Source organism: Herbaspirillum sp. Her4, assembly GCF_057961335.1.
Genome location: NZ_CM176330.1, coordinates 1,843,841 through 1,868,936 on the forward strand (window position 1 = coordinate 1,843,841; position 25,096 = coordinate 1,868,936).

The following is a 25,096-nucleotide window of genomic DNA, read 5'->3' on the forward strand; positions in this document are numbered from 1 at the left end:
CTTATTTCTCCAGAATCCAGGTGTCCTTGGTGCCGCCGCCTTGCGACGAGTTCACCACCAGCGAGCCTTCCTTCAGGGCCACGCGCGTGAGGCCGCCCTTGACCATGGTGATCTGCTTGCCGGATAACACGAACGGACGCAGGTCCAGGTGGCGCGGGGCGATGCCCGATTCCACATAGGTCGGGCACACGGAGAGGGCCAGCGTGGGCTGGGCGATGTAGCCATCAGGCTTGGCAATGATGCGTGCGCGGAAGTCCTCGATCTCCTGTTTGGTGGAAGCCGGGCCGACCAGCATGCCGTAACCTCCGGCACCGTGCACTTCCTTGACCACCAGCTTTTCGAGATTGGCCAGGGTGTAGGAAAGATCTTCCTTCTTGCGGCACTGGTAAGTGGGCACGTTGTTGAGGATGGGATCCTCGGACAGGTAGAAGCGCACCATGTCCGGCACATACGGATAGATCGACTTGTCGTCGGCCACACCGGTACCGATTGCATTGGTCAGCGTCACCTTGCCGGCGCGATAGGCCTGCAGCAGGCCCGGCACGCCCAGCGCCGAATCGGGACGGAAAGCCAGCGGATCGAGGAAGTCGTCATCGATGCGGCGATAGATCACGTCGACCCGCTTGGGGCCGCGCGTGGTACGCATGTAGACCACGTTGTCCTTGACGAAGAGGTCTTGTCCCTCGACCAGTTCCACGCCCATCTGCTGGGCCAGGAAGGCGTGCTCGAAGTAGGCCGAGTTGTACATGCCGGGGGTCATCACCACCACCGTCGGATCGGTCACGCCGGCCGGCGCCACCGAACGCAGGTTGTCCAGCAGCAGGTCGGGATAGTGATCGACCGGCGCAATCTTGTGGCGCTTGAACAGGTCCGGGAAGAGCCGCATCATCATCTTGCGGTTCTCCAGCATGTAGGACACGCCGGAGGGCACGCGCAGGTTGTCTTCGAGTACGTAGAATTCACCTTCGCCCGCCCGCACGATGTCCACACCGGCGATGTGCGCGTAGATGTCGTTGACCACGTTCACATCCTGCATCTCGCGCCGGTACTGGGCGTTCTGGAAGATCTGCTCGGGCGGGATGATGCCGGCCTTGACGATCTTCTGTTCGTGATAGATGTCGTGGATGAACATGTTGAGCGCTTTGACGCGCTGGACCAGTCCCGCTTCCAGCTTGGCCCATTCGGCCTTGTGGATGATGCGCGGGATGATGTCGAAGGGGATCAGGCGCTCGGTGCCGGCATCGTTTCCATAGACGGCGAAGGTAATGCCGACGCGGCGGAAGATCAGGTCGGATTCGGCACGTTTGCGGGCGATGATTTCGGGCGACTGCGCCGAAAGCCAGCTGGCGAATTCTGCATAGTGCTGACGCACTTGACCTGCTTCGCTGCCTGCGCCTCCTGAATACATCTCATCAAAAAAATGTGCCATAGATTTGCTTCGTGTTCCCGTGGGGAGCGGGAATCTTTCTAAGTAGGTTGTAACGAAAACAGAGGCGGTGGGTACGGCAAAACTACAGCGTGGGTACAGCGTAATGCGATGGTGCTAGGGGACTGCCGCTGCACGCCAGCGCCAGCGTGCATGAAGAAAGACTAACAGAGGCTTGAATTTTTTGACAGAGGAAAATTGCATGCTTTTGCTCCTCGCCCGCGCGGGTCTGCTCCCATCAAACGCAGACCCGCAGCGGCTTCAGTTATTCCATGGCGTGGGTGCGGGAACCTCGCAGGGGGCCGGCATGTCGATGGTCTTGAAGTCGGCCGGACTAACGATTTCCAGATACTCCATGTCGGGCGAATAGTCGAACAGGAAGTGCACGATGCCCGGCCGCTGGTGCACGCAATCCCCGGCCTTGACCAGCGTGACTTCGGTCTCGTACATGAAGCGCGCCCAGCCTTTCAACATGATGACGATGTGGAAGTTGGCCTCGTGCCGATGCCATCCGGTGCCCGTTTCCGGGGCCATGTTGGCCTTGACCAGCTGCGCCACCACCTGGCCGCCGGTGGCCGCGGCAATGCCCAGGTCGCGATACAGGAAGAAGTCGCGCAGCCCTCCCGTTTCATAGGGCGTGTCGCCTTCGCTCACATGCGAAAAGCTGTTCTGCGCCAGTACGCTTGCCTCCGCTACGGTATTCATCACATCCATCCTTTCTGCGGTCTCCCGCCATGGGCCTGCGACAAAAACGGGCGCGACTTTTCCTGCCGTTGCTGCTGCGCGCGCCCTAGAATTCCACGTCCAGTTCGTCAATGTCCTCCGGTTCCTTTTTGGCGGCGGTGATCCATTCCTGCATCTCCGGCATGGCCATGATGCGTTTGGCATAGGCGGTGCAGATGGGATCAAGCTTGACGTCATAGGTCATGAAGCGCGTCACCACCGGCGCATACATGGCATCGGCCATGGTGCGCTGTTCGCCGAACAGGAAAGGCCCGCCGTACTTGGCCAGACACTCCTTCCAGATGGTGGTGATGCGCACGATGTCGGCTTCGGCGCGGGACCACACCTTGAAGTTGGGGAAGTGGCCCTTGAGGTTCATCGGCAGCGCCGCGCGCAGGGCCGAGAATCCCGAATGCATTTCGCCGCACACCGAGCGGCAATGCGCGCGGGCGGCGAGGTCGGCCGGCAGCAGCTTGGCGCCGGGGCGGATTTCGTTGAGATATTCGGCAATGGCCAGCGTATCCCATACCAGTACGTCGCCATGGTGGAGGCTGGGTACCAGGATGGAGGAAGACAGCAGCAGGATCTCTGCCCGTGCCGACGGGTCGTCCGGCGGCACGATGTCTTCCTCGAAAGAGAGCCCGGCGAACCTGGCCATGAGCCAGCCGCGCAGGGACCACGAGGAGTAGTTCTTGCTGGTGATGCGCAAAGTCGTCTTAGGCATGTCAGTCCTTTATCTGTTTTGTGCAGGTTGACTTTGGGCACGCGGCCGCGTGAGCGGCGGTGTCTTGTTCATGGTCATCTTCATCGTCCGCCCCGTCTGCGCTCGGGAAGGACACGGGCCACAGGAGCGGACCGCGTACCACTACTTGCAAGGCTTGTGCCAGCTCGCGGGAACGGCAGGGCACGCACCGCCGGCATTTCCGCGCGGCCACCAATGCCTCCGGAAAACTCCCAAAAGCTGCGCGCAGGCGGGCTGGCGGCCCATCAATGGCACGACAATTGCATCGTCGCCATGGCGAGCGGACACCAAAAAGAGACAACCGAGGGCGGCGCTTCATGATCAATACCTATCAGCTCTACCAGAACTACGCCGACGCCACCGATCCGCTGCGGGCCTGTGCCCGCATGATGGCACCCCTGCTGGGGGCGACCTGGCCTGGCGTTCCGGTCAATCCGGCCTTGCGCAAGATGGCCTCGGCCTGCGAGGTTTTTGCGCGGACGCAATTGACCCATGCGCGCCCGCCTTTCGAGATCGGCGAAGTGCTCGATGGCGGACGCACAATTGCGGTGCATGAGGAGGAGATCAGCGCCACGCCCTTCTGTGGCCTGCTGCATTTCCGCAAGGAAACCTCGGCCGCACAGCCCAAGGTGCTGGTGGTGGCGCCCATGTCGGGCCACTTCGCCACGCTCTTGCGTGGCACCGTCAAGACCCTGTTGCGCGATCATGACGTCTACATCACCGACTGGCGCAATGCCCGCGATGTTGCCCTGGAGCACGGTCGTTTTGGCCTGGATGAATACGTTTCCCACGTGATCGGATTCCTCAGCGAGCTGGGTCCCGGTGCGCACCTGCTGGCGGTGTGCCAGCCGACCGTGGCCGCGCTGACCGCCGCCTCCGTGATGGCCGAGGACAATCATCCGGCCCAGCCGCGCACCATGACGCTCATGGCCGGCCCCCTCGACACCCGCGTCAATCCCACGGCCGTCAATGCATTGGCCAAGAGCAAGCCGATCAGCTGGTTCGAGAAGAACATGATCAGCACCGTCCCGGCGCGCCATGCCGGGGCCGGGCGGCGCGTCTATCCTGGCTTCGTGCAGTTGAGCGCCTTCATGAACATGAACCTGAACCGCCACGTCGACGCCTTCCGCAAGCTGTATCACCATCTGGTCGAGGGCGAGGAGGCGCAGGCCGCGCAGATCAAGGATTTCTACGAAGAATATTTCGCCATGGCTGACCTGCCGGCCGAGTTCTACCTGGAAACGGTGCGCACGGTGTTCCAGGAACATGCGCTGCCGCTGGGCAAGCTGACCTATCGCGAGCGCGTGGTCGACCCGCGCGCCATCCGCCGCACGGCGCTCTTTACCATCGAGGGCGAGAAGGACGATATCTGTGCGGTCGGCCAGACCGTGGCCGCACAGGAAATGTGCAGCAACATCCGGCCCTACATGCGCCTGCACCATGTTCAGACGGCCGTGGGACATTACGGGGTCTTCAACGGACGGCGCTGGGACAACGAGATCTATCCGCGCCTGCGGGATTTCATTAACATGCATCACAGGTAAGCTTGCGGCGTACTTGCCAATGCGAGTGAAAAACTTAGTTTTCAGGATCGAAAGATTAAGTTTTTCTTCCCCCGGCACTTACACTCTCACATACACTCACAACGAGGCAGCCCCAACCGGAAAGTCACCAGGAAAGTAATCAGGCGGTAAGAAAAACAAGGTATGCAGGAGATCTGCTCCGCATGTCGCCAACAACCAAGCCCCGCGCTTGACCATTTGCTTGTCGTAAAGGAATTCCATGTCGATCCACGTGGCCCTGAACCATGTCACCTCTTACAAGTACGACCGTGCCATCAACCTGGGTCCGCAAGTCATCCGCTTGCGTCCCGCCCCGCACAGCCGTACCCGCATCCTGAGCTATTCGCTGCGCGTGCTGCCCGAGCCGCACTTCATCAACTGGCAGCAGGATCCGGAATCGAACTACCTGGCGCGCCTGGTGTTCCCGGAGAAGACCACCGAATTCAAGATCGAGGTCGATCTGGTGGCCGAGATGTCGGTCATCAATCCCTTCGATTTCTTCCTCGAACCCTATGCCGAGGAGTTCCCCTTCGAGTATGCCAAGGACCTGCAGAACGAACTGCTGCCCTACCGGCAGAAGCTGCCGCTGTCGCCGCTGTTTGAAAAATTCCTCAAGAGCATTCCGCGCGAGAAGATCGGCAGCGCCAATTTCCTGGTGGCGCTGAACCAGAAGCTGGCCGACCACATCGGCTACACCATCCGCATGGAACCCGGCGTGCAGACGCCGGAAGAAACGCTGCAACTGAAGTCCGGCTCCTGCCGCGATTCTTCCTGGCTGCTGGTGCAGCTGCTGCGCCACCTGGGGCTGGCGGCGCGCTTCGTGTCCGGCTACCTGATCCAGCTGACAGCCGACCAGAAGTCGCTCGATGGTCCCTCCGGTCCCGAGGCCGACTTCACCGACCTGCACGCCTGGTGCGAAGTCTATCTGCCCGGTGCCGGCTGGGTCGGGCTGGACCCGACCTCGGGCCTGTTTGCCGGGGAAGGCCACATCCCCTTGTCCTGCACGCCGGAGCCGGCCTCGGCCGCGCCGGTCAGCGGCCTGGTCGATCCTTGCGAAGTGGAGTTCGAGCACCTGATGTCGGTCAAGCGCATCTGGGAAGCGCCGCGCGTGACCAAGCCCTACACCGAAGAGCAGTGGGCCGCCATCGAGAAGCTGGGCCACGCCATCGATGCCGACCTGCAGGCCAATGATGTGCGCCTGACCATGGGCGGCGAACCGACCTTCGTCTCGCTGGACCACCCGGATGAACCGGAATGGAATACCGCCGCCCTGGGTGCGACCAAGAAGCCGCTGGCCGCCGAGCTGTATCACCGCATGCGCGACAGGTATGCCGCGCAGGGCCTGCCGCATTTCGGCCAGGGCAAGTGGTATCCCGGCGAGCAGCTGCCGCGCTGGGCGCTCAATTGCTACTGGCGCCGCGATGGGGAACCGATCTGGCTGAATCCCGAACTGATCGGCGACGAGACCAAGCCCAACGTCAGCGACAAGATCGTCACCAGCCATTTCCTGCACCGCGTGGCACAGCGCTTGCAGGTGGATGGCAAGAACGTCTTCCCGGCCTATGAAGACGTGTTCTACTACATGTGGCGCGAGCGCCGCCTGCCGGGCAATGTCGATCCCTTTGATTCGCGCGTGGATGACAAGCAGGAGCGCGAGCGCCTGATGAAGGTCTTCACGCAGGGCCTGCAAAGCGCGGTCGGCCATGTGCTGCCACTGGCGCGCCGCGACGATGGCCGTGGCTGGCAGAGCGGGGCGTGGTTCCTGCGCAGCGAGCGCTGCTACCTGTATCCTGGCGATTCGCCGCTGGGCTATCGCCTGCCGCTGGATTCGCTGCCCTGGGTCAAGGAGGGCGAGGCGCCGGTGGTCTATCCGGCCGATCCGACCCAGGCCTTCCGCCCATTGCCCAGCAGCGCCGAAATCCGCCGCCAGCTGGGCAGCCCGCAGGAGCCGGCTGCGCTCCTGAAGAAGGCGGCCAGCACTGCGGCTGCACTTGGCATGGAAGGCAAGGCGGCGGGCAATACGGCCAATGCTGCCAATGCCGCTACCACGAGCAACGCCACCCAGTCCGTACCGGCCCCCTTCGAATCGGCCAACTGGCTGACCCGCACCGCCCTGTGCGCCGAGGTGCGCAATGGCGTGTTCTACCTGTTCATGCCGCCCTTGTCGCAACTGGAGCATTACCTCGAACTGGTGGCCGCCATCGAAGCGGTGGCCGAGGAACTGAAGCAGCCGGTACTTCTGGAAGGCTACGAGCCGCCGCACGATCCGCGCCTGCGCAAGTTCAGCGTCACGCCCGACCCCGGCGTGATCGAGGTCAACATCCAGCCGGCCAACAACTGGAGCGAACTGGTCGAGCAGACCACGCACCTGTATGACGCCGCACGCGCCTCGCGCCTGACGACCGAAAAGTTCATGCTCGACGGCCATCACTCCGGCACCGGCGGCGGCAATCACATGGTGCTGGGCGGCATCACGACCAGTGATTCTCCTTTCCTGCGCCGGCCCGATCTGCTGCGCAGCCTCATCTCGTACTGGCACAACCATCCTTCGCTGTCCTACCTGTTCTCGGGCATGTTCATCGGCCCGACCTCGCAGGCACCGCGCATCGATGAGGCGCGCAATGATTCGACGGTGGAAATCGAACTGGCCTTCAGCGAGATGGACAAGCAGGTGGCCAAGGGCGATTGCCCGCCCTGGCTGGTGGACCGCCTGCTGCGCAATCTGCTCATCGACGTCACCGGCAATACGCACCGCGCCGAGTTCTGCATCGACAAGATGTATTCGCCCGACAGCGCCACCGGCCGTCTTGGTCTGCTGGAACTGCGCGCCTTCGAAATGCCGCCGCACGCACGCATGAGCCTGACCCAGCAACTGCTGCTGCGCGGCCTGGTGGCGCGTTTCTGGAAGGAGCCCTACAAGCCGGCGCGCCTGGTGCGCTGGGGGACTGAACTGCATGACCGCTTCCTGCTGCCGCATTTCATCGAGCAGGATTTCGCCGACGTCATGGCCGACATGAACGAGGCCGGCTATCCCATGCGTGCCGAATGGTTCGCGCCGCACATGGAATTCCGCTGCCCCAAGATCGGCGACTATGCGGTCAAGGGCATGCAGGTCGAACTGCGCACCGCGCTCGAACCCTGGCACGTGCTGGGCGAGGAGAGCAGTGGCGGCGGTACGGCGCGCTATGTGGATTCGTCGCTGGAACGGCTGCAGGTCAAGATCAGCGGCATGGCCTCCGATCGCTATGTGCTGACCTGCAACGGCGTTTCGGTGCCGCTGCAGCCCACCGGCATCGTCGGCCAGTTCGTGGCCGGCATCCGCTATCGGGCCTGGCAGCCGCCTTCGGCGCTGCATCCGACCATCCCGGTGGATTCGCCGCTGACCTTCGACCTGGTCGACACCTGGAATGGCCGCAGCCTGGGCGGTTGCCAGTATCACGTGGTGCATCCGGGCGGCCGCAACTACGAGACCTTCCCGGTCAATGCCTTCGAGGCGGAAAGCCGCCGTCTGGCGCGCTATTTCCGCATGAACCATACCCCGGGAAAATGGCAGGTCACCCCGGCGCGGGCGTCTATCGAGTTTCCTTTTACGTTAGACTTACGCTACTTCTAAAACTGAGCTGGGCGCGGCCCCGCGCCGCTTGCAAGGCGACACGCCGCACGGGACCTGCTCCCGGCGCGTGCGCCACCCGGCCGCCAATGACTTATGCCCCAGCGTCTCCTGGAAAGCTATCCCGTCGCCAGTGATCGTTACGACGAGATGCTGGCGGCTGACGGCCGCCTGCGCCCGCACTGGCGAACGCTGATCGACCAGCTTGAAAACCTCTCGCCGGAGATGCTGCGCCGGCGCGCCAACGAGGTACGTGACGCCATCGCCTCCGATGGCGTGACCTACAACGTCTATGCCGACCCCAAGGGTGCCAACCGGCCCTGGGAACTGGACCTGCTGCCGCACCTGGTGTCCTCCGAAGAATGGGATTTCCTGGAACGTGCCGTGGCCCAGCGCGCACGCCTGATGAACGGCTTGCTCGCCGACATCTACGGCCCCCAGCACCTGATTGCCGAAGGCCTGCTGCCGCCCGCTCTGGTGTTCGGCCAGCACGGCTACCTGATGCCCTGCCACGGCTGGCAGCCGCCCGGTGGCGTGCATCTGCATGCGTATGCCATCGACCTGGCGCGCTCGGCCGACGGCACCTGGTGGGTCGTGTCGGACCGCACGCAAGGTCCGTCCGGTACCGGGTATGCCTTGCAGAACCGCCAGATCATGTCGCGCGCCATGCCGGAAGCGCTGCGCGACATGCACGTGGAGTCGCCGCACCGCTACTTCCACACCTTGCGCGCGATGTTGACGCGCCTGGCCCCGGCCCAGGGTGAAGTGCCGCTGATCGTGCTGCTCACGCCCGGCCCCTACAACGAAACCTATTCCGAACATGCTTTCCTGGCGCACACGCTGGGCTTCCCGCTGGTGGAAGGGGTGGACCTGACGGTGCGCAGCGACCAGGTATTTTTGAAGACCCTGAACGGCCTGCGCCGCGTGCACGCCATCCTGCGCCGCATGGACGATGACTATTGCGATCCGCTGGAACTGCGCGCCGATTCCGCCCTCGGTGTGCCGGGCCTGACGCAGGCTGCGCGACTGGGCAATGTGGTCATCGCCAATTCGCTGGGCAGCGGCGTGCTGGAATCGACCGCACTGCACGGCTTCCTGCCAGCCATCAACGAGCGCATGTATGGCGAATCGCTGCTGCTGCCTTCAGTAGCGTCGTGGTGGTGCGGCGAAAAGCCGGCGCTCGATTACACACTGGCGCATCTGGATGAACTGGTGATCGTGCCGGCGTTTTCTTCGATGCGCATGCAACCGGTGTTCGGCCATACCGTCACGGGTACCGCGCGCCGCCGCCTGATCGAAAGCCTGCAACTGCAGCCGCACGCTTATGCCGCCCAGGAATGGGTGCGCCTGTCGCAAGCGCCGGTGATGTCGCGCAGCGGTGACTATCGTTTGATGAACCGCACCATCAGCCTGCGCGTGTTTGCGGTGGCCGATGGCGAAGGTGGCTATCAGGTGATGCCGGGTGGATTGACACGCGTGGCGCCACGCCAGCGGCGCGACGTGGTCTCGATGCAGCAGGGCGGTACCAGCAAGGATGTGTGGGTGCTGCGTGAAGAGGAGCGCCCGGACCCGGCCATGGCCGATGACGGCCATGGTGCAAAAAACGTCACGGTCATCAGGGGCACGGTGGATGTGTCCTCGCACTCGGGTGAGAACCTGTTCTGGATGGGGCGCTATTCGGAGCGGGTGAAAAATCTCTCGCGCCTCTTGCGCACCACCCTGCAATACACCATGGATGGCCAGACCGAGAGCCGTGGCATGCTGGGCAGCGTGTCGTGGATCTGCAGCCAGCTCGGCGTGCAGATGCCCAAATCCGAACCGCGTCCGACCATCACCGGCCTGCAGCAGAGCCTGCAGGCGGCCGTGGTCGATCCTTCGGCGCCGGTGAGCGTGGCCACGCAGTTGCGCCAGCTCGCCAATGCCGCCTACCAGGTGCGCGAACATCTGTCGCTGGACAACTGGCACGCCCTGACCAAGATGCCGGCCATGGTGCAGGAACGCATCAACACACCGGCCGCTGCACAGCATGTGCTGGGCAACGTCATCGATGCCTGCTCGGGCCTCGCCGGTCATGCGCTGGATGACATGACGCGCGATGCCGGCTGGCAGTTCCTGATGGTGGGCCGCCACATCGAACGCATGGCCAACATGGCGGCGCTCTTCGACAACTTCCTGCGCCTGCCGCCGCAGCGCCAGACGGCGGCACTGTCGTGGCTGCTGGAGGCGGCCAGCAGCATCGTCACCTATCGCGTGCGCTATCGCCGCACGCCGGAGTGGCTGCCGGTGCTGCACCTGCTGGTGTTCGACGTCAGCAATCCGCATGGCATGGCCTACCAGTTCCGCATGCTGCAGCAATACATGGCCGAGATCGCCCAGCAGCTGGGCTTGCTGAGCATGACCATTCCTGCGCACTTGACCAGCCAGCTGGAGGCGATGAACCTGGCCGAGTTTGCGCACGATCATCCCAACGTCGCCGAGGCCAATGCGCGCCTGACGCAATTGATGCGCGATGCCGTCAGCGGCGGCTACATGCTCTCGGATGATCTCTCGCGCCATTACTTCACGCCGCTGACCGCACCGGTCAGCCAGGGGGTATGACATGAGCGAGCGCACGGTCTACCGCATCCATCATCAGACCACTTACCAGTATTCGCTGCCGGTGCGGCTGTCGCACCAGGTGCTGCACCTGACGCCGCGCGAACTGCCGTGGCAGCAATGTCTCTCGCACACCGTCAACGTCTTGCCGTCGCCGCAACTGGTGCGCAGCTACGAAGACAATTTCGGCAACGTCATCAAGGCCTTCTCGCTCGATACCGATCACACCAGCCTCGATGTGCAGGCCGATTCCTGGGTCGCGCTCACGCCGCGTGCGCAGCCGCAGCCCGGCATGCAGTGGGAGGAAGCGGCCACGGTGATGGCCTATCACGGCGGCCGCATCATGGCGCCGGGCATGCTGGAGGCATCCAATTTCCTGTTCGAATCCTCACACGTGCGCATCAAGCGCGAGTTCATCCGCTATGCGGCCGAGTGCTTCAGCCCGGGCCTGTCGGTGGTGGAGGGGGTGCGTGCGTTGATGATGCGCATCCATGAGGAATTCGCCTTCGATCCGGCCGCGACCACCGTGTCCACACCGGTGACGGAAGTCTTCACCAACCGGCGCGGCGTGTGCCAGGACTTCGCGCACCTGATGCTGTCCTGCCTGCGCTCCATCGGTTTGGCGGCACGCTATGTGAGCGGCTATCTGCTCACCGAGCCGCCCCCGGGTCAGCCGCGCCTGATCGGAGCCGATGCCTCGCATGCCTGGGTCTCGGTGTATTGCCCCGGCGTGGACGGCGGCGAAGGGACGTGGATCGACGCCGATCCGACCAATGGCGTCTTCCCCGATACCAGTCACATCACGCTGGGCTGGGGACGCGATTTCCTCGACATCTCACCCTTGCGCGGCGTGCTCATCGGCGGCGGGCAGCAGAGCATGCAGGTAGCAGTGACGGTGTTGCCGGGCGAAGAGGCGCAGGGTTTGCAGCTGTCAATCTGAGCGCAATTTTCTGTATTGTTGCCGCCGCGTCGCCACAAAATACGATGGCCACTATTCGAAAGAATAGTGGCCATGTTTGTTTTTACGCCAAGCTCGGGATTGCGCTCAATGTGCCCCTGCGTCCGCCACCATCAGCGGCTTGCCGCCATCGGGACGATTGCGGTCCGAGGCCTGCTTGACCAGCAAGGCCACCGTAGACACCAGCGCGGCCACGGCCACCACGGCGAAGACTTCGCTGAAGCCCAGCTGGCGGCGCGTGAGTTCGGCCACCAGGAAGGAACCGGCGATACCGCCGAAGCGCCCCACGCCCAGCATCCAGGCCACGCCGGTGGCACGGCCCCGCGTCGGATAGTAGGCCGCGGCCAGTGCCGGCAGGGAAGATTGCGCGGTATTCATCAAGGTACCGGCCACGAACACCACGACGGTGAGCACGCCCACATTGCCCGCCGCCTGCCCGATGGCAAACACCGCCACCGCAGTGGCGGCAAAGCCGATCGCGATGACGCGGTTGGCGTTGTAGCGGTCCATCAGCCAGCCGAACAGGATGGCCCCCACGCCGCCCAGCGGGAACAGCGCAGCAATGAGCGTGGCGGTCTTGGGTGCCAGGCCGGCATCCTTGAACAGCACCGGCATCCAGTTCACCAGCGCATAGAAGATCACCAGGCCCATGAAGTAGGCCAGCCACAGCATGCAGGTGCCGACCAGGTAGCGCCGTTCGAACAGCAGGGCGATGCCGCTCTTGCCGGTGGGGGCTTCGCCTTGCGGGCCTGTCTCGGTGAGGGTGAAGCGATTGAAAGCGGTGGCTGAAGAAGAGATGCGGCGCAGGACCGCGCCGATGCGCTCGGCCGCATAGCCCTTGGCCACCATGTGGCGCACCGATTCCGGCAGGCTGGGCAGCATCACCAGCAACAGCAGCAGCGGGGCGGCACCGCCCAGCATGAGCACGCTGCGCCAGCCCCACAGCGGAATCATCCACGCCGCCAGGAAACCACCCAGCGCTGCGCCCAGCGGGAAGCCGCAGAACATGGCATTGGTCAGCATGGCGCGGCGCGCGGCCGGGCTGTATTCACTGGTGAGCGTGACCGCATTGGGCATGGCCGCGCCCAGGCCCAGGCCGGTCAGGAAGCGCAGGATGGTCAGTTCCTGCAGGTTGCCGGCGAAGGCCGAGCCCAGGCAGGCCACGCCCATGACCAGCACCGACAGCAGCAGGATCTTGCGGCGGCCGTAGCGGTCGGCCAGGGGGCCCGACGTCAGCGCACCGGCGGCCAGGCCGAATAACGCGGCGCTCAATACGGGAGCCAGGTCCGGCTTGGCGATGCCCCAGTCCTTGAGCAGCGAGGGGGCGATGAAGCCGATGGCGGCGGTGTCGAAGCCGTCCAGCAGGACGACGAAGAAGCACAGCGCGAAGATCAGCCATTGATAGCGCGAGAAGGGCTCGCGGTTGATGAAGGCCTGGACGTCCAGGGCAGGGGTTTCTGGTCTCATGTCTCTCTCTTCTGGATATTGGGGGGTACGGCTGTTTTATTTTTTGTGCGAAAAGTATAAAACAATGCAGAAGTTATTTGTGCGGTCAGTGCGCATATGTGCGGTTATCGAACACAATCGTGTTTTGTGAAGGAAAGCGCAAAGGCCCCCGCCCGTCGGGTTGGCGCGGGCAGGGGGGATGGGAGCGGTGAAGGAAACTGTCCGAAAACCCAAGCCAGCCATGGGCGCTGGCGTCGGGCGGTTCTGCTCAGGGGGTACGGATATGATCGATCAGGGCGATGGTGGCTTCATCGGGGGGCGGCGTGAGCAGGCTGACGATGGCCATGGCAGCCATCCCGACCGGGACGCCGAAGATGCCGGCCGAGATCGGCGCGATGTGGAACCATTGCCCGGCGGCACTGCCGCCGAAGGCGGGGTTGGTGTGCAGCATGTAATACACGCACATCAGGAAGCCGCAGACGATGCCGGCAATCGCGCCGGCCTGGTTGGCACGCTTCCAGAACACGCCCAGCACCAGCGCCGGGAACAGCGTGGAGGCCGCCAGCGAGAAGGCCGCACCGACCATGGAGAGGATGTCGCCCGGTTTCAATGAGGCGGCATAGGCCGCCAGCAGCGCCACTACCAGCAACAGCAGCTTGGAGATGGTCACGCGTTTTTGCGTGGAAGCGCTGGGGTCGACCACCTTGTAATACACGTCATGCGAGAGCGCATTGGAGATGGTCAGCAGCAGCCCATCCGCGGTGGAGAGTGCTGCCGCCAGTCCGCCTGCCGCCACCAGTCCGGAGACGAAATACGGCAGGCCGGCGATCTCGGGCATGGCCAGCACGATGATGTCGCCATCCATGGAAATCTCGCCCAGCTGCACCAGGCCATCGCGATTGAGATCGTTGATGGAGACCAGCGGATTGAGCTTGTCCATGTTGGCCCAGTAATACACCCAGTCCGGCAAGTGACTGTAGCTGCTGCCCACCAGCGAGGTGTAGATGTCGTATTTCACCAGTACGGTGAGCGCCGGCACGGTGAGGTAGATCAGCATGATGAAGAACAGCGTCCAGAACACCGAACTGCGCGCGCCCGCCACGGTGGGCGTGGTGTAGTAGCGCATGAGGATGTGCGGCAGCGCCGCCGTACCCAGCATCAGGCAGAACACCAGCGCCAGGAAATTGTTGCGTTTGATGTCCGAGCTCTGCTGGTCGCGACCGGGGAAGGGTTCGGTCTGCGAGACCGGTGGCTGCGCGCGTGCAAGATTGGCCGCGCGTGCTTCGGTCCATTTGCGTTCTGCCTCCTGGGGGGACTTGGGATAGGACGATAGCGCGCGGCTGGCGGCCTTGATGTCGGCCAGCGAAGCGTGGCTATCACGCCGTACCTGGTCGGCCTGATTTTGCGCCTCCACACGTCCATCGAGCCAGGATTGCGGCAGGCCCTTGAGCTTGCGGTCGTAGTCATCGGCGCGCGCCTGGAAGATCTTGCGCACTTCCTTTTCCTTGGGGTCGTCTTCCAGTTTGTGTTCCAGCGCCGAGAGCTTGGGCAGCACCGCGCCATAGGCCACCGGCGGCACCGGTACCGTCGCATGCTTGGCCGAGAGCCAGATCACCGGGATCAGGTAGGCGAACAGGATGATGATGTATTGCGCCACCTGGGTCCAGGTGATGGCGCGCATGCCGCCCAGGAAGGAGCACACCAGAATGCTGGCCAGCCCGAGGAAGATGCCGATGGAAAAATCGATGCCGGTGAAGCGCGAAGTAATCAGCCCCACGCCATAGATCTGTGCCACCACATAGGTGAAGGAGATCAGGATGGTGGCCGCCACGGCCAGGATGCGGATCACGTTGACCCCGTGGCTGCCGGGTCTGCCCGGATAGCGCGCGGCCAGGAAATCGGCGATGGTGTATTGCCCGAACTTGCGCAGGTAGGGCGCGATCAGCAGGGCCACCAGGACGTAGCCGCCGGTCCAGCCGAGGATGTAGGCCAGTCCGTCGAAGCCCTGCAGGTAGAGGCCGCCGGCCAGGCTGATGAAGGTCGCCGCCGAGATCCAGTCGGCGGCCGTGGCCATGCCGTTGAAGAGCGGCGGCACGCGCCGTCCGGCGACGTAGTATTCGGGCACGTCGGAGGTGCGGCAGACCACGCCGATGCCGGCATACAGGCCGATGGTGACGAACAGGAACAGGTAGCCGATCCACGAGCGCGGCATGCCCTCGCGCTCCAGGATGGCCAGCACGCACAGGAAGATGATGAAGCCCAGCGTATAGAAACCATAGTAGCGGCACAGCCGCCGGAAGAAGTCCTTGTTACTCTCCATGCCAGTGCTCGCCTTGTTCACGTCGGACCAGTTGTTCGATGCGGCGCATGCGGCGCACGTAGATGACCACGATGGCCAGGTAGATCAGCATCATGCCCTGCGCGGCCATGTAGAAGGAGACCGGCCAGCCGAACAGGTGTACCCGGTCCAGTTCGCGTGCGAAGTAGATGAAGAAGAACGTGGCGGCGAACCACAGCGCCAGCAGCCAGGCCGTCATGCGGCGGGTGCGGTGCCATTGGTTGCCGGGGTCCGGGGGAGGCGTGCCGTGGTCCATGTCAGGTGATGTCGTCAAAGAAGGGCGTGCGCGGCATCATGCGAAAGCTCACGCGAAAGAGGCTGCCCGGATATTTGGGATCGCTGCTGCGCGGATTGTGGGTGATCTCGACGATCGCCTCGTGCTGCTGCGCGATCTCGCGCACGATGGCCAGGCCCAGGCCGCTGCCGGTGCTGGGCGTGCCGAGGATGCGATAGAAACGCTCGAACACGTTGCTGCGTTCGGCCACCGGAATGCCGGGGCCGTTGTCTTCCACTTCGAGGATGGCCAGGCCTCCGCCCTCATCGGTGCGCGCGCGCACGGTGACGCGGCCATTGCCATCGTGCGGTGTGTAATGCAGGGCATTGTCCAGCAGGTTGGATAACAGTTCGCGCAGCATCACCGGGTTGCCGGTGATGAGGATGGGGTGATCCGGCTGCTCGAAACCGAGGTCGATGCGCTGGGTGAAGGACATCGGCACCCAGTCCTGCACCACGCTGCGCGCCAGTTCGTTCAACTCCAGCGGGACCATGCCGCCGGATTGCGATTGCTGGTTTTCGGCGCGCGCCAGTGACAGCAATTGATTGACCAGGCGCGTGGCGGTTTCCGAACTCTTGGCCAGTTGTTCCAGCGAACGGCGCACGTCGTCCTGGTCATCCTGCCGCAGCGCCAGTTCGGACTGCATGCGCATGCCGGCCAAGGGCGTCTTCATCTGGTGCGCGGCATCGGCGATGAAGCGCTTCTGGATGGCGATGGTCTGCGATAGCCGCGCCAGCATGTCGTTGAGCGAACGTACCAGCGGGGAAATCTCTTCGGGCACCTGGCCGGAGTCGATGGGAGAGAGATCGTCGGGGCGGCGCGCACGGATGCGCTGCTGCAATTCCGACAGCGGAGACAGGCCGCGCGAGAGTGCGAACCACACCAGCGCCAGCGCCACCGGCAGGATCACGAACTGCGGCAGGATCACGCCCTTGATGATTTCATTGGCCAGTTGCGCGCGCTTTTCCAGGGTCTCGCCGACCTGCACGGTGGCAATGCGCGGCTCGCGCTGGGCAGCGCGCTGGGCGGCGCTGCGGCGCAGGTCTACCTGCAGGGTGGCGATGCGTACATCACTGCCGTGCAGGATGTCGTTGCGGAATTGCACCGTGCCAAGTGTGATGCGATCTTCGTCGGCTGGCGGTTGCGGCATGTCGACGTCGCCTTCGACATATTCGCCATTGGGGCCGGTGATCTTGTAGTAGATGTTGTCGATGTCGTCGGCGCGCAGCAGGTCGCGTGCCGATACCGGCAGGCGCGCCACCGCCTTGCCGTTGACTTCCGAGACCTGCTGCGCGAGCACGGTCACGCTGTCTTCCAGCGCGCGGTCGAAGGGCTGGTTGGCAATCGACTGCGCAATCAGGTAAGTGATGGCGATGCTCATCGGCCACAGCAGCAGCAGCGGGGCCAGCATCCAGTCGAGGATCTCGCCGAACAGTGAACGCTGGATGCGTTCCACCGGTTGCGTCGCCAGGGCGGCGCGGCGCTTCTTGCGGGGCGTGGGGGCAGCGGGAGCGGCAGTGGACTCCGGCGCAGCCTCGGGCGGCGGGGCGGAGGCAGCGGCGGGGGAAGGATCGCGCGCGGTCATGGGGGATCAGCGCGCGGCGTGCCAGTGTGAAGCGAAGGCGGACGCGGCCTCAGGCCGCGCTGTTGGAGGCCGCCAGCGGGGCAGCGCCGTTCTCGGGCAGCTTCTCCAGGCAATAGCCGAGCCCGCGCACGGTGGCGATGCGTACGCCGCCGACCTCGATTTTCTTGCGCAGACGATGGACATAGACCTCGATGGCATTGTTGCTGACTTCCTCTCCCCATTCGCACAGGTGGTCCACCAGCTGTTCCTTGGAGACCAGGCGGCCGGTGCGTTGCAATAATACTTCGAGCAGCCCCAGTTCCCGCGCCGACAGTTCCAGCATCTGTTCGCCGATGTAGGCAATGCGGCCGACCTGGTCGAAGGACAGCGGACCATGTTTGATGACCGTCGGCCCGCCGCCGGCTCCGCGCCGGGTCAGCGCCCGCACCCGCGCTTCCAGTTCGGAGAGCGCAAAGGGCTTGGCCATGTAGTCGTCGGCACCGAGATCGAGGCCTTGCACGCGCTGTTCCACCGAATCGGCGGCCGTCAGGATCAGCACCGGCAGGCGCGAATTGCGCGCGCGCAGGCGGCGCAGCACCTCCAGGCCGGACATCTTGGGCAGGCCCAGGTCCAGGATCAGCAGGTCGAAATCCTGGGTGGACAAGGCGGAATCGGCTTCCACCCCGTTCTTGACGCAATCGGCGGCATAGCCGGAATGGCGCAGGGAACGGGTCAGCCCGTCGGCCAGTACGCTGTCGTCTTCAGCAAGGAGGATGCGCATAAGAATCGGTCAGCGAGGCAAGGCCGGCTGAATTGTCTCGGATGGTTGAATTATTGTGATACCTTTTCATTCATATTCCACTAATTCAACCCCCAATGCAAATCAGGGATTGCCTGATGAGCGCTGTCCTTGAGACAGGTCAGGTCGCGGGTTTGAAGTGTAACAATTCAGATTGGGGCATTGAAGTCTGAAGCTTAGGCCTTATAGTAGGAGGCGTCAGCAAGATTTACTTGCTGGCAGCGCAATTTTTGTTGATATAATTTCTCGCATCCATTTCTGGAAAAACCGCTGGAAAATCTGATGAAACGTTTGTGGGTCCTGCTGCTGATCTGTTTGCTCCCGGTGCAAGTATTTGCAGCGGTGCTGACGTACGCCAGCTCGATGGCCGCAACCGACTTCGCAGTCCCGGCTCCGGTGCAAGCCGCCGTGGCGACCCAGCATCTGGTGTCCAAGACCGTTTCCCTGTCCGACCAGGCCGCTTCACTCAGTGATGACCAGTCGCACGCCCTGGTGGCCGATGCCGCCGGCAGCGATGACGACAGCACCGGTTACGCCGACAGCGGTGAAGATTTCTCCACGCACGCCGGTATCGGTGACGAGCCCGTGCTGATGCAATCCCTGGCCATGGTGCCGCAAACTTCCCGCCTGGCGCCCGCTCTGCGTAGCGATGCCGCCCTGCAACCCCCGTTCCTGCCCCGCGCAGGACGTCCTCCCCGGGCCTGATCCCGTCGCCACGCGCGACAGGTTTTGCTGCGCCCGCTGAACTGCCCCTGATGGATTGAGGCTTCGCGCCGTGCGACAGCAGGACCCTGCGCGTGCGCGGCCAGCGTCGGCCTGCCCGCGCCGGTGCTGATCCTCCAGGGCACACCTGTTCCAGTGATTCCGAATTACGGCCGATGTGACCGCATCACATCATCAGAATCCTTTAGGAGATAGCATGAAAAAAGCATTTGTCGCGCTGATAGTGGCGGTCATGACGCTGTCTGTTGGCATGTCGGCCGTCGAAGCCAAGCGTCTTGGCGGTGGCGGTTCGATCGGCAAACAGTCTTCCAGCGCCAGCCGTCAGGCGCAGAGCCCTGCCCCGATGCAGCAGAACCAGGCCGCCGCTGCCAAGCCGGCCGCGCCTGCTGCCGCTCCGGCTGCAGCCGCCGCCAAGCCGAGCATGTGGAAGGGCCTGCTGGGTGGCGCCTTGCTGGGCCTGGGCCTGGGCGCGCTGCTGTCGCACTTCGGCCTGGGTGGCGCACTGGCCAGCATGATCAGCACCATCCTGACCGTGGCCCTGATTGCCCTGGCGATCATGTTCGTGATCCGCATGTTCCGCCGCAAGTCGGAATCGGCACAGTCCGCGCAACCGGCTCCGGCCTGGGCCAGCGCTGCACCGCAAGCGGCTGACAACGCATCGGCCACGCCGCAGATCGGCTCCATGCTCAAGACCGACCAGTCCGCCGCCCCGACCACCCAGAGCGGTTTCGGTGGTGGTTTCGGCAATGCCGAGGCAGCGCCTGCCTACGGTATCCCGGCCGGTTTCGACACCGTGGGCTTCGTGCGCAATGCCAAGACCTACTTCATCCGCCTGCAAGCGGCATGGGACAAGGCTGACATCAACGACATCCGCGAATTCACGACGCCCGAGATGTTTGCCGAGCTGCGCCTGCAGATCCAGGAACGCGGTGCTGCTGCCAACCAGACCGACGTGGTCTCGCTGGATGCGGAAGTGCTGGGCGTGGAAACCGTGGGCAATGATTACCTGGCCAGCGTGAAGTTCTTCGGCTTCATCAAGGAAGATCCGACCGCCTCGCCGGCCCAGTTCGCCGAGATCTGGAACCTGTCCAAGCCGGCTGCCGGCCAGGGCGGCTGGGTGCTGGCAGGTATCCAGCAGCTCGATCCGGTCCAGGGCTGAGTCACCGGCCCGGACAAATTGGCAAGAACGTTCATGTAGCAAGTATCGGTTTGGCGCGGAAGGCGGCGGTTAGTGGATGAGCGTCGCCAGTCCGTTTTACCGCCGGCTTTTGCCGGCGGTTTTTTTTGTTCGCTTGGTTCTGCATTCCACGCCTGAAGTTTTCTTCATTTCGGTCCGGAGCCGCCCAAGTGGCGGGCATCATCTTTCCTGTTCCGGCCTTTTCCTTCGTGTCGCAGCGTCCCATAAAAAAAGCACCGCATCAGCGGCGCTTTTGAGATTGCTCGTCCGGCGCAGTGCCGGGGCGGTCCCGATCCCGGTTGCGTCGGGGAAGACGTCCGTCCGACAAGGGAAACAGCAGCGCCACCACCACCAGGATGATCAGCAGTATCAGCGTGATCTGATCCAGTCCGTCCATGGTCATCCGGTCTTGCCGTGTGATCGACGCCGCGCGTCGCGCCAGCCCAGGCTTTTCTGTTCGACGGCGCGCAACAGGCTGTCGCTGACTTTGCCCAGCAGGGCCAGGATCAGGATCGCGCACAGCACCAGGTCGGGCCGGCTGCTTTCGCGCCCGTCCGAGAGCAGGTAGCCCACGCCCTTGGTGGCGGCGATCAGTTCGGCCGCCACCAGGAACATCCACGCCAGGCTCAGTCCCCCGCGCAGGCCGGCAAACAGGTAGGGCAGGGAGGCTGGCAGCAGGATGTGGCGGATCAGTTCGCCGGTGCTGAGGCCGGAGCTGGTGCCGACTTCGATCAGCTTGTGGTCGATGTCGCGAATGCCGGCCACCAGATTCAGGTACACCGGGAAAAATGCACCGATGGCAATCAACACCACCTTGGGCGTTTCGTCGATGCCCAGCCACAGCAGCAGGAGCGGAATCCAGGCCAGGCTCGGGATGGCGCGCAGCGCCTGGAAACTGGGTTCCAGCAGGGCTTCTGCGCGGCGGCTGATGCCGACCAGTAGCCCCAGGGCAACCGCCAGCACGCTGCCGATCACGAAGCCGGAAGCGACACGGGCCAGGCTGGCAGCGATATGCGGCAGCAATTCACCGCGTTGCGCCAGTGACCACAGGGTGTGTGCCAGCTCGCTGGGCGGTGGCAGCAGGCGCGCGGGAATCCAATTCAGCCGCGCACCGGCTTCTACCGCCAGCAGGAACAGCAAAGGAACGATCCAGCCGGTGAAACGCCCCGGGCGATAGCCATCGTCATGCGGCCAGCCCCGGCGGCGCGGGGGGGCGGCGCGCGCCACGGGCGGCTTGGCGGCGTCCGGCTTGGACGTGGCCTGCAGCTTGGCCGGAAGCGGGATGGGATCAGCCATGGCCTCAGGCCTTCACCACGCCCTGCGCATAGCTGGGATCGATCAAGGCATTGATGGTGCGCGGCAGGTCGGTGCCGCTTTTGACCAGGTCTTCTTCCAGCAGGATGGGCGAGGCTGCGCGCAGCGCTTCGATATGTTCGCGGCCGATCTGCGGCTGCGAAAAATCGTTGCGCTTCAGTTGCAGGCGCGCCACCGGGGCCGACAGCCTGGACTCTTCCGACAGCAGGGCCACGGTCTCGTCGGGATGGGCGATGATCCACGTGCGCGCACGCTCATAGGCGGCAATCACGCGCTTGACCTGGTCCGGATGACGGGCGGCGAACGTGTCGCTGACGTTGAGGAAACCGTAGGTGTTGAAGTTGACGTTGCGGTAGATCAGGCGCGATCCGGCTTCCAGTTCGCTGGCCGCCAGATGGGGATCGAGCCCGGACCACGCGGCCACGCGGCCCTGTTCCAGTGCGGCGCGGCCATCGGCGTGCTGCAGGTGGACGATCTCGACGTCGCTCTTCTTGAGGCCATTCTCATGCAGTGCGCGCAGCAGGAAGAGATACGGATCGGTGCCCTTGGTGGCGGCGATCTTCTTGCCCTTGAGTTCGGTGATGGACTTCACCGTCGACTCCTTGCCCACCGCCAGCGCCGTCCATTCCGGACGCGAATAGATGTAGACCGCCTTGACCGGATTGCCATTGGCCCGCGCCAGCAGGGCAGCCAGGCCGGCGGTGCTGCCGAAGTCCACGCTGTCGCTGTTGAGATATTCGAGCGCGCGGTTGCTGCCGGCGCTGAGGACCCATTTGACTTCCGTGCCTTGCGCCTTGAGGTCTTCCTCCAGCCAGCCGAACTTGCGCAGCACCAGGCTGGGCGGCGAGTAGTAGGCATAGTCCAGTCGGATGGTCTTGGGCGGCTGTGCGGCACGCGCCAGCAGGGGCGCGCTGCCCAGTATGGTAGCGCCGAGCGCGGCGGGGGCCAGGCGCAGGAAGTCTCTGCGTTGCATGAATGGGTTCTCCCTAGGTTGGATCGCCCCGCGCGAAGTGGCGCAGCGCGGCCATGGCCGGCCGCACAGGCGGGACAAACCGACACTCTAAGGACGAAGCTCTGGCGGAAGAACGACTATTTTCGCGCTTGCATATGCGGGCGGCGCATGTGGCGCAGGCTCGAACGGGGGCATTCCATGGCGGCCGATGGCCATCAGGTCCTCATGCAGAGATGCAGAGATGTACAGATGCAGTTGTGTAGAGGAGACGGGATGCGGCCGTTCAGTCATGTAGTCCTCTGCAGGAGCGGCAGACCGGCCAGGCAGAGAGAGGAGGACGAGGAGGACGATGAGGCCACGGAGAAGATGCGTCTCCGTACGCGCCTCATCGATTTACGGCAGGCACAGCTCGAACAGCGCACCACCATCCGGATGATTGGACAGGCGCGCTTCGCCATGCCGGGTCTCCTTGTTGTGGGCGGTGGCAATGGCATTGCACAGGTCCATGCCCAATCCGGTGGACGGCTTCTTTTCCTGGGTGCCGATGCCGGGGCCATCGTCGCGGACCGTGAAGATCACGCCGCCTTCCGGATGCTTGCGGCAGCCCAGTGCGATCTGCGAGCGTGCAAAGCGGCTGGCATTCTGCAGCGCCGCTTCCAGCGCCAGCGCCACCAGGTGTTCATCGAAGAAGCCGATCACCGGCATGTCGGTTTCGTCCACCTGCAGGGCGATGTCGTTGCTGCGGGATACGCCGTGCTCGCGCACCAGGGCATCGAGGAAGTCCAGCGGCGAGACCGCCTCGACCTGCGCGCGCAGGCCCTGGGAATCGGCCTTGTAGAGGGTCAGGAAGGCGATCAGCTTTTCCTGCAGGGCCAGGCAGGTGACGTGAGCCTGCTGCACGCGCGGCACGTCGTCGGACAGGCGGCGCAATTCCCCCTCCAGCACGCCCAGGGAGTTTTTGATGTCGTGAATGATGATCGCGGCAAGCTTGGGATCCATGGTCAGCTCTTCGGGGCTACTTTGGTCAGGGTGTCGCGCAGGAATTTGTGCATCTTCGCGACTCTATCGTTGCCGGGAATCAGGCGGTCCAGGGTGGCCAGGTAGCGGCGCACGCGCTTGACGTATTCTTCGTTCCAGCCGCGCTGGCTCATCCACAGCAGGTGCAGCTGGGCGGCGGCCAGCAGCACGCCGGTGTTCTCCGGCATGCTGGCCAGCGCCTCTTCCAGGCGCGCCAGCGACTCGTCGGGCTTGGCGCTGCGCATGAGGGCATTGGCTTCGGCGATGATGCTCATGCAGTGCTTGACGGCACCGTCGATAAGCTCTTCGGCCAGGTTGGCGCGGCCGGTATCGGCCAGCACCTTGCGCGCCAGCATCTGCAGGGTCTTGTTCTCGTGGTCGGACTTGACGGCTTCGGCGATGAGCTTGGCGCCTTCCTCATCCTTGCCCATCGAGAAGGCCGCCTTGGCCAGGGCCAGGGTGGCGGTGTCCGAGGCTTCCTTGCCGGCCGCCTGGCGGGCCGTCTCGAAGGCCTGCTGGGCCGAGATGGTGTCGCCCAGCTGGACGTAGGCCTGGGCCTGCACGGCGGCCTGCGCGGAGACGAAGAGGTTGGATTCCTCGTAGCGGCGCGGCGCGCTTTCCAGCAAACGCAGCGCGGCATCCGGATCGCCGCTGTCGATGTGCACCTGGGCCAGCGAGAGCAGGTCGGTCGGTTGCGCGGTGAGCGAACCCTTGGTGTGCTTCAGCACCTTGTCATAAGCCTCGCGCGCCTGGTCGAGATGGCCGCTGCGGTAGGCCACGTCGCCCACCAGGCGGCTGCGGCGCGCCGAGGGGATGATCTCGGAAGACTTGGTCAGCGCCTCCAGCGCGCCTTCCTGGTTGCCCTGGGCCTCGTCGATCTGCGCCATCAGGTCGTAGGCGGCGATGAACTGCTTGTTCTGCGCCAGTACGTCTTGCACGATCACGCGCGCATCATCCATCTGGCCGGCCACGATGTTGCAGCGGGCCAGGCCGATCTTGGCCCACACCAGGTCGTCGCGCATGGCCAGGGCCTGCTTGTAGACCTCGCGCGCTTCGTCGATGCGGCGCTGTTCGATCAGCAGCGTGCCCTTGGTCTTCATGATCTCGACGATCCACTTGGGCGCCGACTTGAGCACGTTGTCGCATTCGATGATGGCGCCGGTGATGTCCTTGCGCTTCATCTTCTCGGTCACCGGCAGCATGGCGTGCTGCTTTTCCAGCAGGCGGTCCACGCGCTCGGCGATGCGGCTGGCCGTGAGCGGCTTCAACATGTAGGCGTCGGGCTGGAACTCGGCGGCGCTGGCCACCAGGTTGTAGCCGCTCTCGGCCGTCACCATGATGAACATGCAGGTCGGCGACAGCATGTTCTGGGTGCGGAAGAACTCCAGCAGCTGCTGCCCGTTGCTTTCCTTGTTGAGGTTGTAGTCGCAGATGATCAGGTCATAGGTGCCGGACTGCACGAAGCGGATGGCTTCATCGGGCGTGGCAGCCTGGTCGACCTTGGTCACGCCGAGCTGCCCGAGGTGCATGCGAATGTTCTGGCGCATCGTCGGCATGTCGTCGATGACCAGGCAGCGCAGGGCGCTGATGTGGCTGAAGGGCACTAAACTCATGAGAACGGTCTGTAAAGCGATCTGTAAGGCGATCTGTTCGGGATTGCGGAATGCCGTGGGCTGAATAATTGCCGCAGCGCAATATCGTGCAAGATGACGACTATTGTTACCAATTAAGCCATTGCTGACGAATTATTCCCCCCAACTCACGAGTGTGCCGTTTTTTTTCCTTCCATGCATCATTCCTCTGCGATTTATGAAGTTTTTGGAAGGTCTGCCTCTCGTATAATTGTGGTTTTCGTCCACGGATGGAATTTGGGCCG

General features: G+C 63.8%; 19 protein-coding genes. 6 read left to right on the forward strand and 13 right to left on the reverse strand.

All coding sequences use genetic code 11. The annotated features are described in order from the left end of the window. Nucleotide 1 precedes the first annotated feature (1 nt). The 3 genes from ACWFUC_RS08445 to ACWFUC_RS08455 form a co-directional block, all read right to left on the reverse strand. Nucleotides 2-1,429 (reverse strand): circularly permuted type 2 ATP-grasp protein, encoded by a 1,428-nt coding sequence (locus ACWFUC_RS08445; protein ID WP_034338355.1) that lies wholly within the window; start codon nt 1,427-1,429, stop codon nt 2-4. 258 nt (nt 1,430-1,687) lie between these two features. Next, nucleotides 1,688-2,131, reverse strand: coding sequence for a cupin domain-containing protein (locus ACWFUC_RS08450; RefSeq protein ID WP_121043100.1), 444 nt, complete (start codon nt 2,129-2,131; stop codon nt 1,688-1,690). 85 nt (nt 2,132-2,216) lie between these two features. Then, nucleotides 2,217-2,873: a glutathione S-transferase family protein gene (locus tag ACWFUC_RS08455; protein WP_034338352.1), complete on the reverse strand. Its 657-nt coding sequence runs from the start codon at nt 2,871-2,873 to the stop codon at nt 2,217-2,219. A gap of 335 nt (nt 2,874-3,208) precedes the next feature. On the opposite strand from ACWFUC_RS08455, the gene ACWFUC_RS08460 reads away from it, so the two are divergent. The 4 genes from ACWFUC_RS08460 to ACWFUC_RS08475 all read left to right on the forward strand — a co-directional run bounded on the left by ACWFUC_RS08460 (nt 3,209) and on the right by ACWFUC_RS08475 (nt 11,598). Beyond that, entirely contained in the window at nt 3,209-4,435 is a 1,227-nt protein-coding gene (locus tag ACWFUC_RS08460; protein ID WP_489624639.1) for a polyhydroxyalkanoate depolymerase, read from the forward strand. A gap of 238 nt (nt 4,436-4,673) precedes the next feature. Continuing rightward, nucleotides 4,674-8,066 (forward strand): transglutaminase family protein, encoded by a 3,393-nt coding sequence (locus ACWFUC_RS08465; protein WP_489624640.1) that lies wholly within the window; start codon nt 4,674-4,676, stop codon nt 8,064-8,066. Nucleotides 8,067-8,159: 93 nt separating this feature from the next. Then, nucleotides 8,160-10,661 (forward strand): circularly permuted type 2 ATP-grasp protein, encoded by a 2,502-nt coding sequence (locus ACWFUC_RS08470; protein WP_489624641.1) that lies wholly within the window; start codon nt 8,160-8,162, stop codon nt 10,659-10,661. Nucleotide 10,662: 1 nt separating this feature from the next. Beyond that, a complete protein-coding gene (locus ACWFUC_RS08475) occupies nt 10,663-11,598 on the forward strand; it encodes a transglutaminase-like domain-containing protein (protein ID WP_209579922.1) in 936 nt (311 codons plus the stop codon). Between the two features lie 105 nt (nt 11,599-11,703). Here the strand turns inward: ACWFUC_RS08475 and ACWFUC_RS08480 are convergent, their stop codons facing one another. From ACWFUC_RS08480 to ACWFUC_RS08500, 5 genes are all read right to left on the reverse strand, one after another. Next, a complete protein-coding gene (locus ACWFUC_RS08480; RefSeq protein WP_489624642.1) occupies nt 11,704-13,083 on the reverse strand; it encodes an MFS transporter in 1,380 nt (459 codons plus the stop codon). A gap of 247 nt (nt 13,084-13,330) precedes the next feature. After that, nucleotides 13,331-15,382 (reverse strand): sodium:solute symporter family protein, encoded by a 2,052-nt coding sequence (locus ACWFUC_RS08485; RefSeq protein ID WP_489624643.1) that lies wholly within the window; start codon nt 15,380-15,382, stop codon nt 13,331-13,333. After that, nucleotides 15,372-15,656 (reverse strand): DUF4212 domain-containing protein, encoded by a 285-nt coding sequence (locus ACWFUC_RS08490; RefSeq protein ID WP_121042998.1) that lies wholly within the window; start codon nt 15,654-15,656, stop codon nt 15,372-15,374. Before ACWFUC_RS08490 ends, ACWFUC_RS08485 begins: the two co-directional genes overlap by 11 nt. A 1-nt stretch (nt 15,657) precedes the next feature. Beyond that, on the reverse strand, nt 15,658-17,259 hold the full coding sequence (locus tag ACWFUC_RS08495; RefSeq protein ID WP_204726065.1) for a sensor histidine kinase: 1,602 nt from the start codon (nt 17,257-17,259) through the stop codon (nt 15,658-15,660). 49 nt (nt 17,260-17,308) lie between these two features. Continuing rightward, the gene (locus ACWFUC_RS08500; RefSeq protein ID WP_039789191.1) at nt 17,309-18,019 is read right to left on the reverse strand and encodes a response regulator; all 711 of its coding nucleotides are present in this window, start codon (nt 18,017-18,019) and stop codon (nt 17,309-17,311) included. A 300-nt stretch (nt 18,020-18,319) separates the two neighbouring features. Between ACWFUC_RS08500 and ACWFUC_RS08505 the strand changes: the two genes are divergently transcribed. Beyond that, complete coding sequence (locus ACWFUC_RS08505) at nt 18,320-18,742, forward strand: hypothetical protein (protein ID WP_121043002.1); 423 nt, start codon at nt 18,320-18,322, stop codon at nt 18,740-18,742. Between the two features lie 214 nt (nt 18,743-18,956). Continuing rightward, nucleotides 18,957-19,919 carry a Tim44 domain-containing protein gene (locus ACWFUC_RS08510; RefSeq protein ID WP_489624644.1) on the forward strand — a complete coding sequence of 321 codons (963 nt, stop codon included), beginning with the start codon at nt 18,957-18,959 and terminating at the stop codon, nt 19,917-19,919. A gap of 259 nt (nt 19,920-20,178) precedes the next feature. Here the strand turns inward: ACWFUC_RS08510 and ACWFUC_RS08515 are convergent, their stop codons facing one another. From ACWFUC_RS08515 to ACWFUC_RS08535, 5 genes are all read right to left on the reverse strand, one after another. After that, nucleotides 20,179-20,334, reverse strand: a complete 156-nt coding sequence (locus ACWFUC_RS08515) for a hypothetical protein (protein ID WP_489624645.1) — start codon at nt 20,332-20,334, stop codon at nt 20,179-20,181. Between the two features lie 2 nt (nt 20,335-20,336). Beyond that, nucleotides 20,337-21,233: an ABC transporter permease gene (locus ACWFUC_RS08520; RefSeq protein ID WP_489624646.1), complete on the reverse strand. Its 897-nt coding sequence runs from the start codon at nt 21,231-21,233 to the stop codon at nt 20,337-20,339. Between the two features lie 4 nt (nt 21,234-21,237). Further along, the gene (locus ACWFUC_RS08525; RefSeq protein WP_489624647.1) at nt 21,238-22,224 is read right to left on the reverse strand and encodes an aliphatic sulfonate ABC transporter substrate-binding protein; all 987 of its coding nucleotides are present in this window, start codon (nt 22,222-22,224) and stop codon (nt 21,238-21,240) included. Between the two features lie 372 nt (nt 22,225-22,596). Continuing rightward, nucleotides 22,597-23,202 (reverse strand): sensor histidine kinase, encoded by a 606-nt coding sequence (locus ACWFUC_RS08530; protein ID WP_039789179.1) that lies wholly within the window; start codon nt 23,200-23,202, stop codon nt 22,597-22,599. A gap of 2 nt (nt 23,203-23,204) precedes the next feature. Next, a complete protein-coding gene (locus ACWFUC_RS08535; protein WP_121043012.1) occupies nt 23,205-24,833 on the reverse strand; it encodes a response regulator in 1,629 nt (542 codons plus the stop codon). Nucleotides 24,834-25,096: the final 263 nt, after the last annotated feature.

Coding starts and splice junctions, on each gene's coding strand:
- ACWFUC_RS08505 (WP_121043002.1), top strand. CDS start 18,320: ATGAAACGTTTGTGGGTCCTGCTGCTGATCTGTTTGCTCCCGGTGCAA.
- ACWFUC_RS08510 (WP_489624644.1), top strand. CDS start 18,957: ATGAAAAAAGCATTTGTCGCGCTGATAGTGGCGGTCATGACGCTGTCT.
- ACWFUC_RS08485 (WP_489624643.1), bottom strand. CDS start 15,382: ATGGAGAGTAACAAGGACTTCTTCCGGCGGCTGTGCCGCTACTATGGT.
- ACWFUC_RS08520 (WP_489624646.1), bottom strand. CDS start 21,233: ATGGCTGATCCCATCCCGCTTCCGGCCAAGCTGCAGGCCACGTCCAAG.
- ACWFUC_RS08470 (WP_489624641.1), top strand. CDS start 8,160: ATGCCCCAGCGTCTCCTGGAAAGCTATCCCGTCGCCAGTGATCGTTAC.
- ACWFUC_RS08530 (WP_039789179.1), bottom strand. CDS start 23,202: ATGGATCCCAAGCTTGCCGCGATCATCATTCACGACATCAAAAACTCC.
- ACWFUC_RS08535 (WP_121043012.1), bottom strand. CDS start 24,833: ATGAGTTTAGTGCCCTTCAGCCACATCAGCGCCCTGCGCTGCCTGGTC.
- ACWFUC_RS08460 (WP_489624639.1), top strand. CDS start 3,209: ATGATCAATACCTATCAGCTCTACCAGAACTACGCCGACGCCACCGAT.
- ACWFUC_RS08455 (WP_034338352.1), bottom strand. CDS start 2,873: ATGCCTAAGACGACTTTGCGCATCACCAGCAAGAACTACTCCTCGTGG.
- ACWFUC_RS08515 (WP_489624645.1), bottom strand. CDS start 20,334: ATGGACGGACTGGATCAGATCACGCTGATACTGCTGATCATCCTGGTG.
- ACWFUC_RS08445 (WP_034338355.1), bottom strand. CDS start 1,429: ATGGCACATTTTTTTGATGAGATGTATTCAGGAGGCGCAGGCAGCGAA.
- ACWFUC_RS08500 (WP_039789191.1), bottom strand. CDS start 18,019: ATGCGCATCCTCCTTGCTGAAGACGACAGCGTACTGGCCGACGGGCTG.
- ACWFUC_RS08495 (WP_204726065.1), bottom strand. CDS start 17,259: ATGACCGCGCGCGATCCTTCCCCCGCCGCTGCCTCCGCCCCGCCGCCC.
- ACWFUC_RS08465 (WP_489624640.1), top strand. CDS start 4,674: ATGTCGATCCACGTGGCCCTGAACCATGTCACCTCTTACAAGTACGAC.
- ACWFUC_RS08490 (WP_121042998.1), bottom strand. CDS start 15,656: ATGGACCACGGCACGCCTCCCCCGGACCCCGGCAACCAATGGCACCGC.
- ACWFUC_RS08525 (WP_489624647.1), bottom strand. CDS start 22,224: ATGCAACGCAGAGACTTCCTGCGCCTGGCCCCCGCCGCGCTCGGCGCT.
- ACWFUC_RS08475 (WP_209579922.1), top strand. CDS start 10,663: ATGAGCGAGCGCACGGTCTACCGCATCCATCATCAGACCACTTACCAG.
- ACWFUC_RS08480 (WP_489624642.1), bottom strand. CDS start 13,083: ATGAGACCAGAAACCCCTGCCCTGGACGTCCAGGCCTTCATCAACCGC.
- ACWFUC_RS08450 (WP_121043100.1), bottom strand. CDS start 2,131: ATGAATACCGTAGCGGAGGCAAGCGTACTGGCGCAGAACAGCTTTTCG.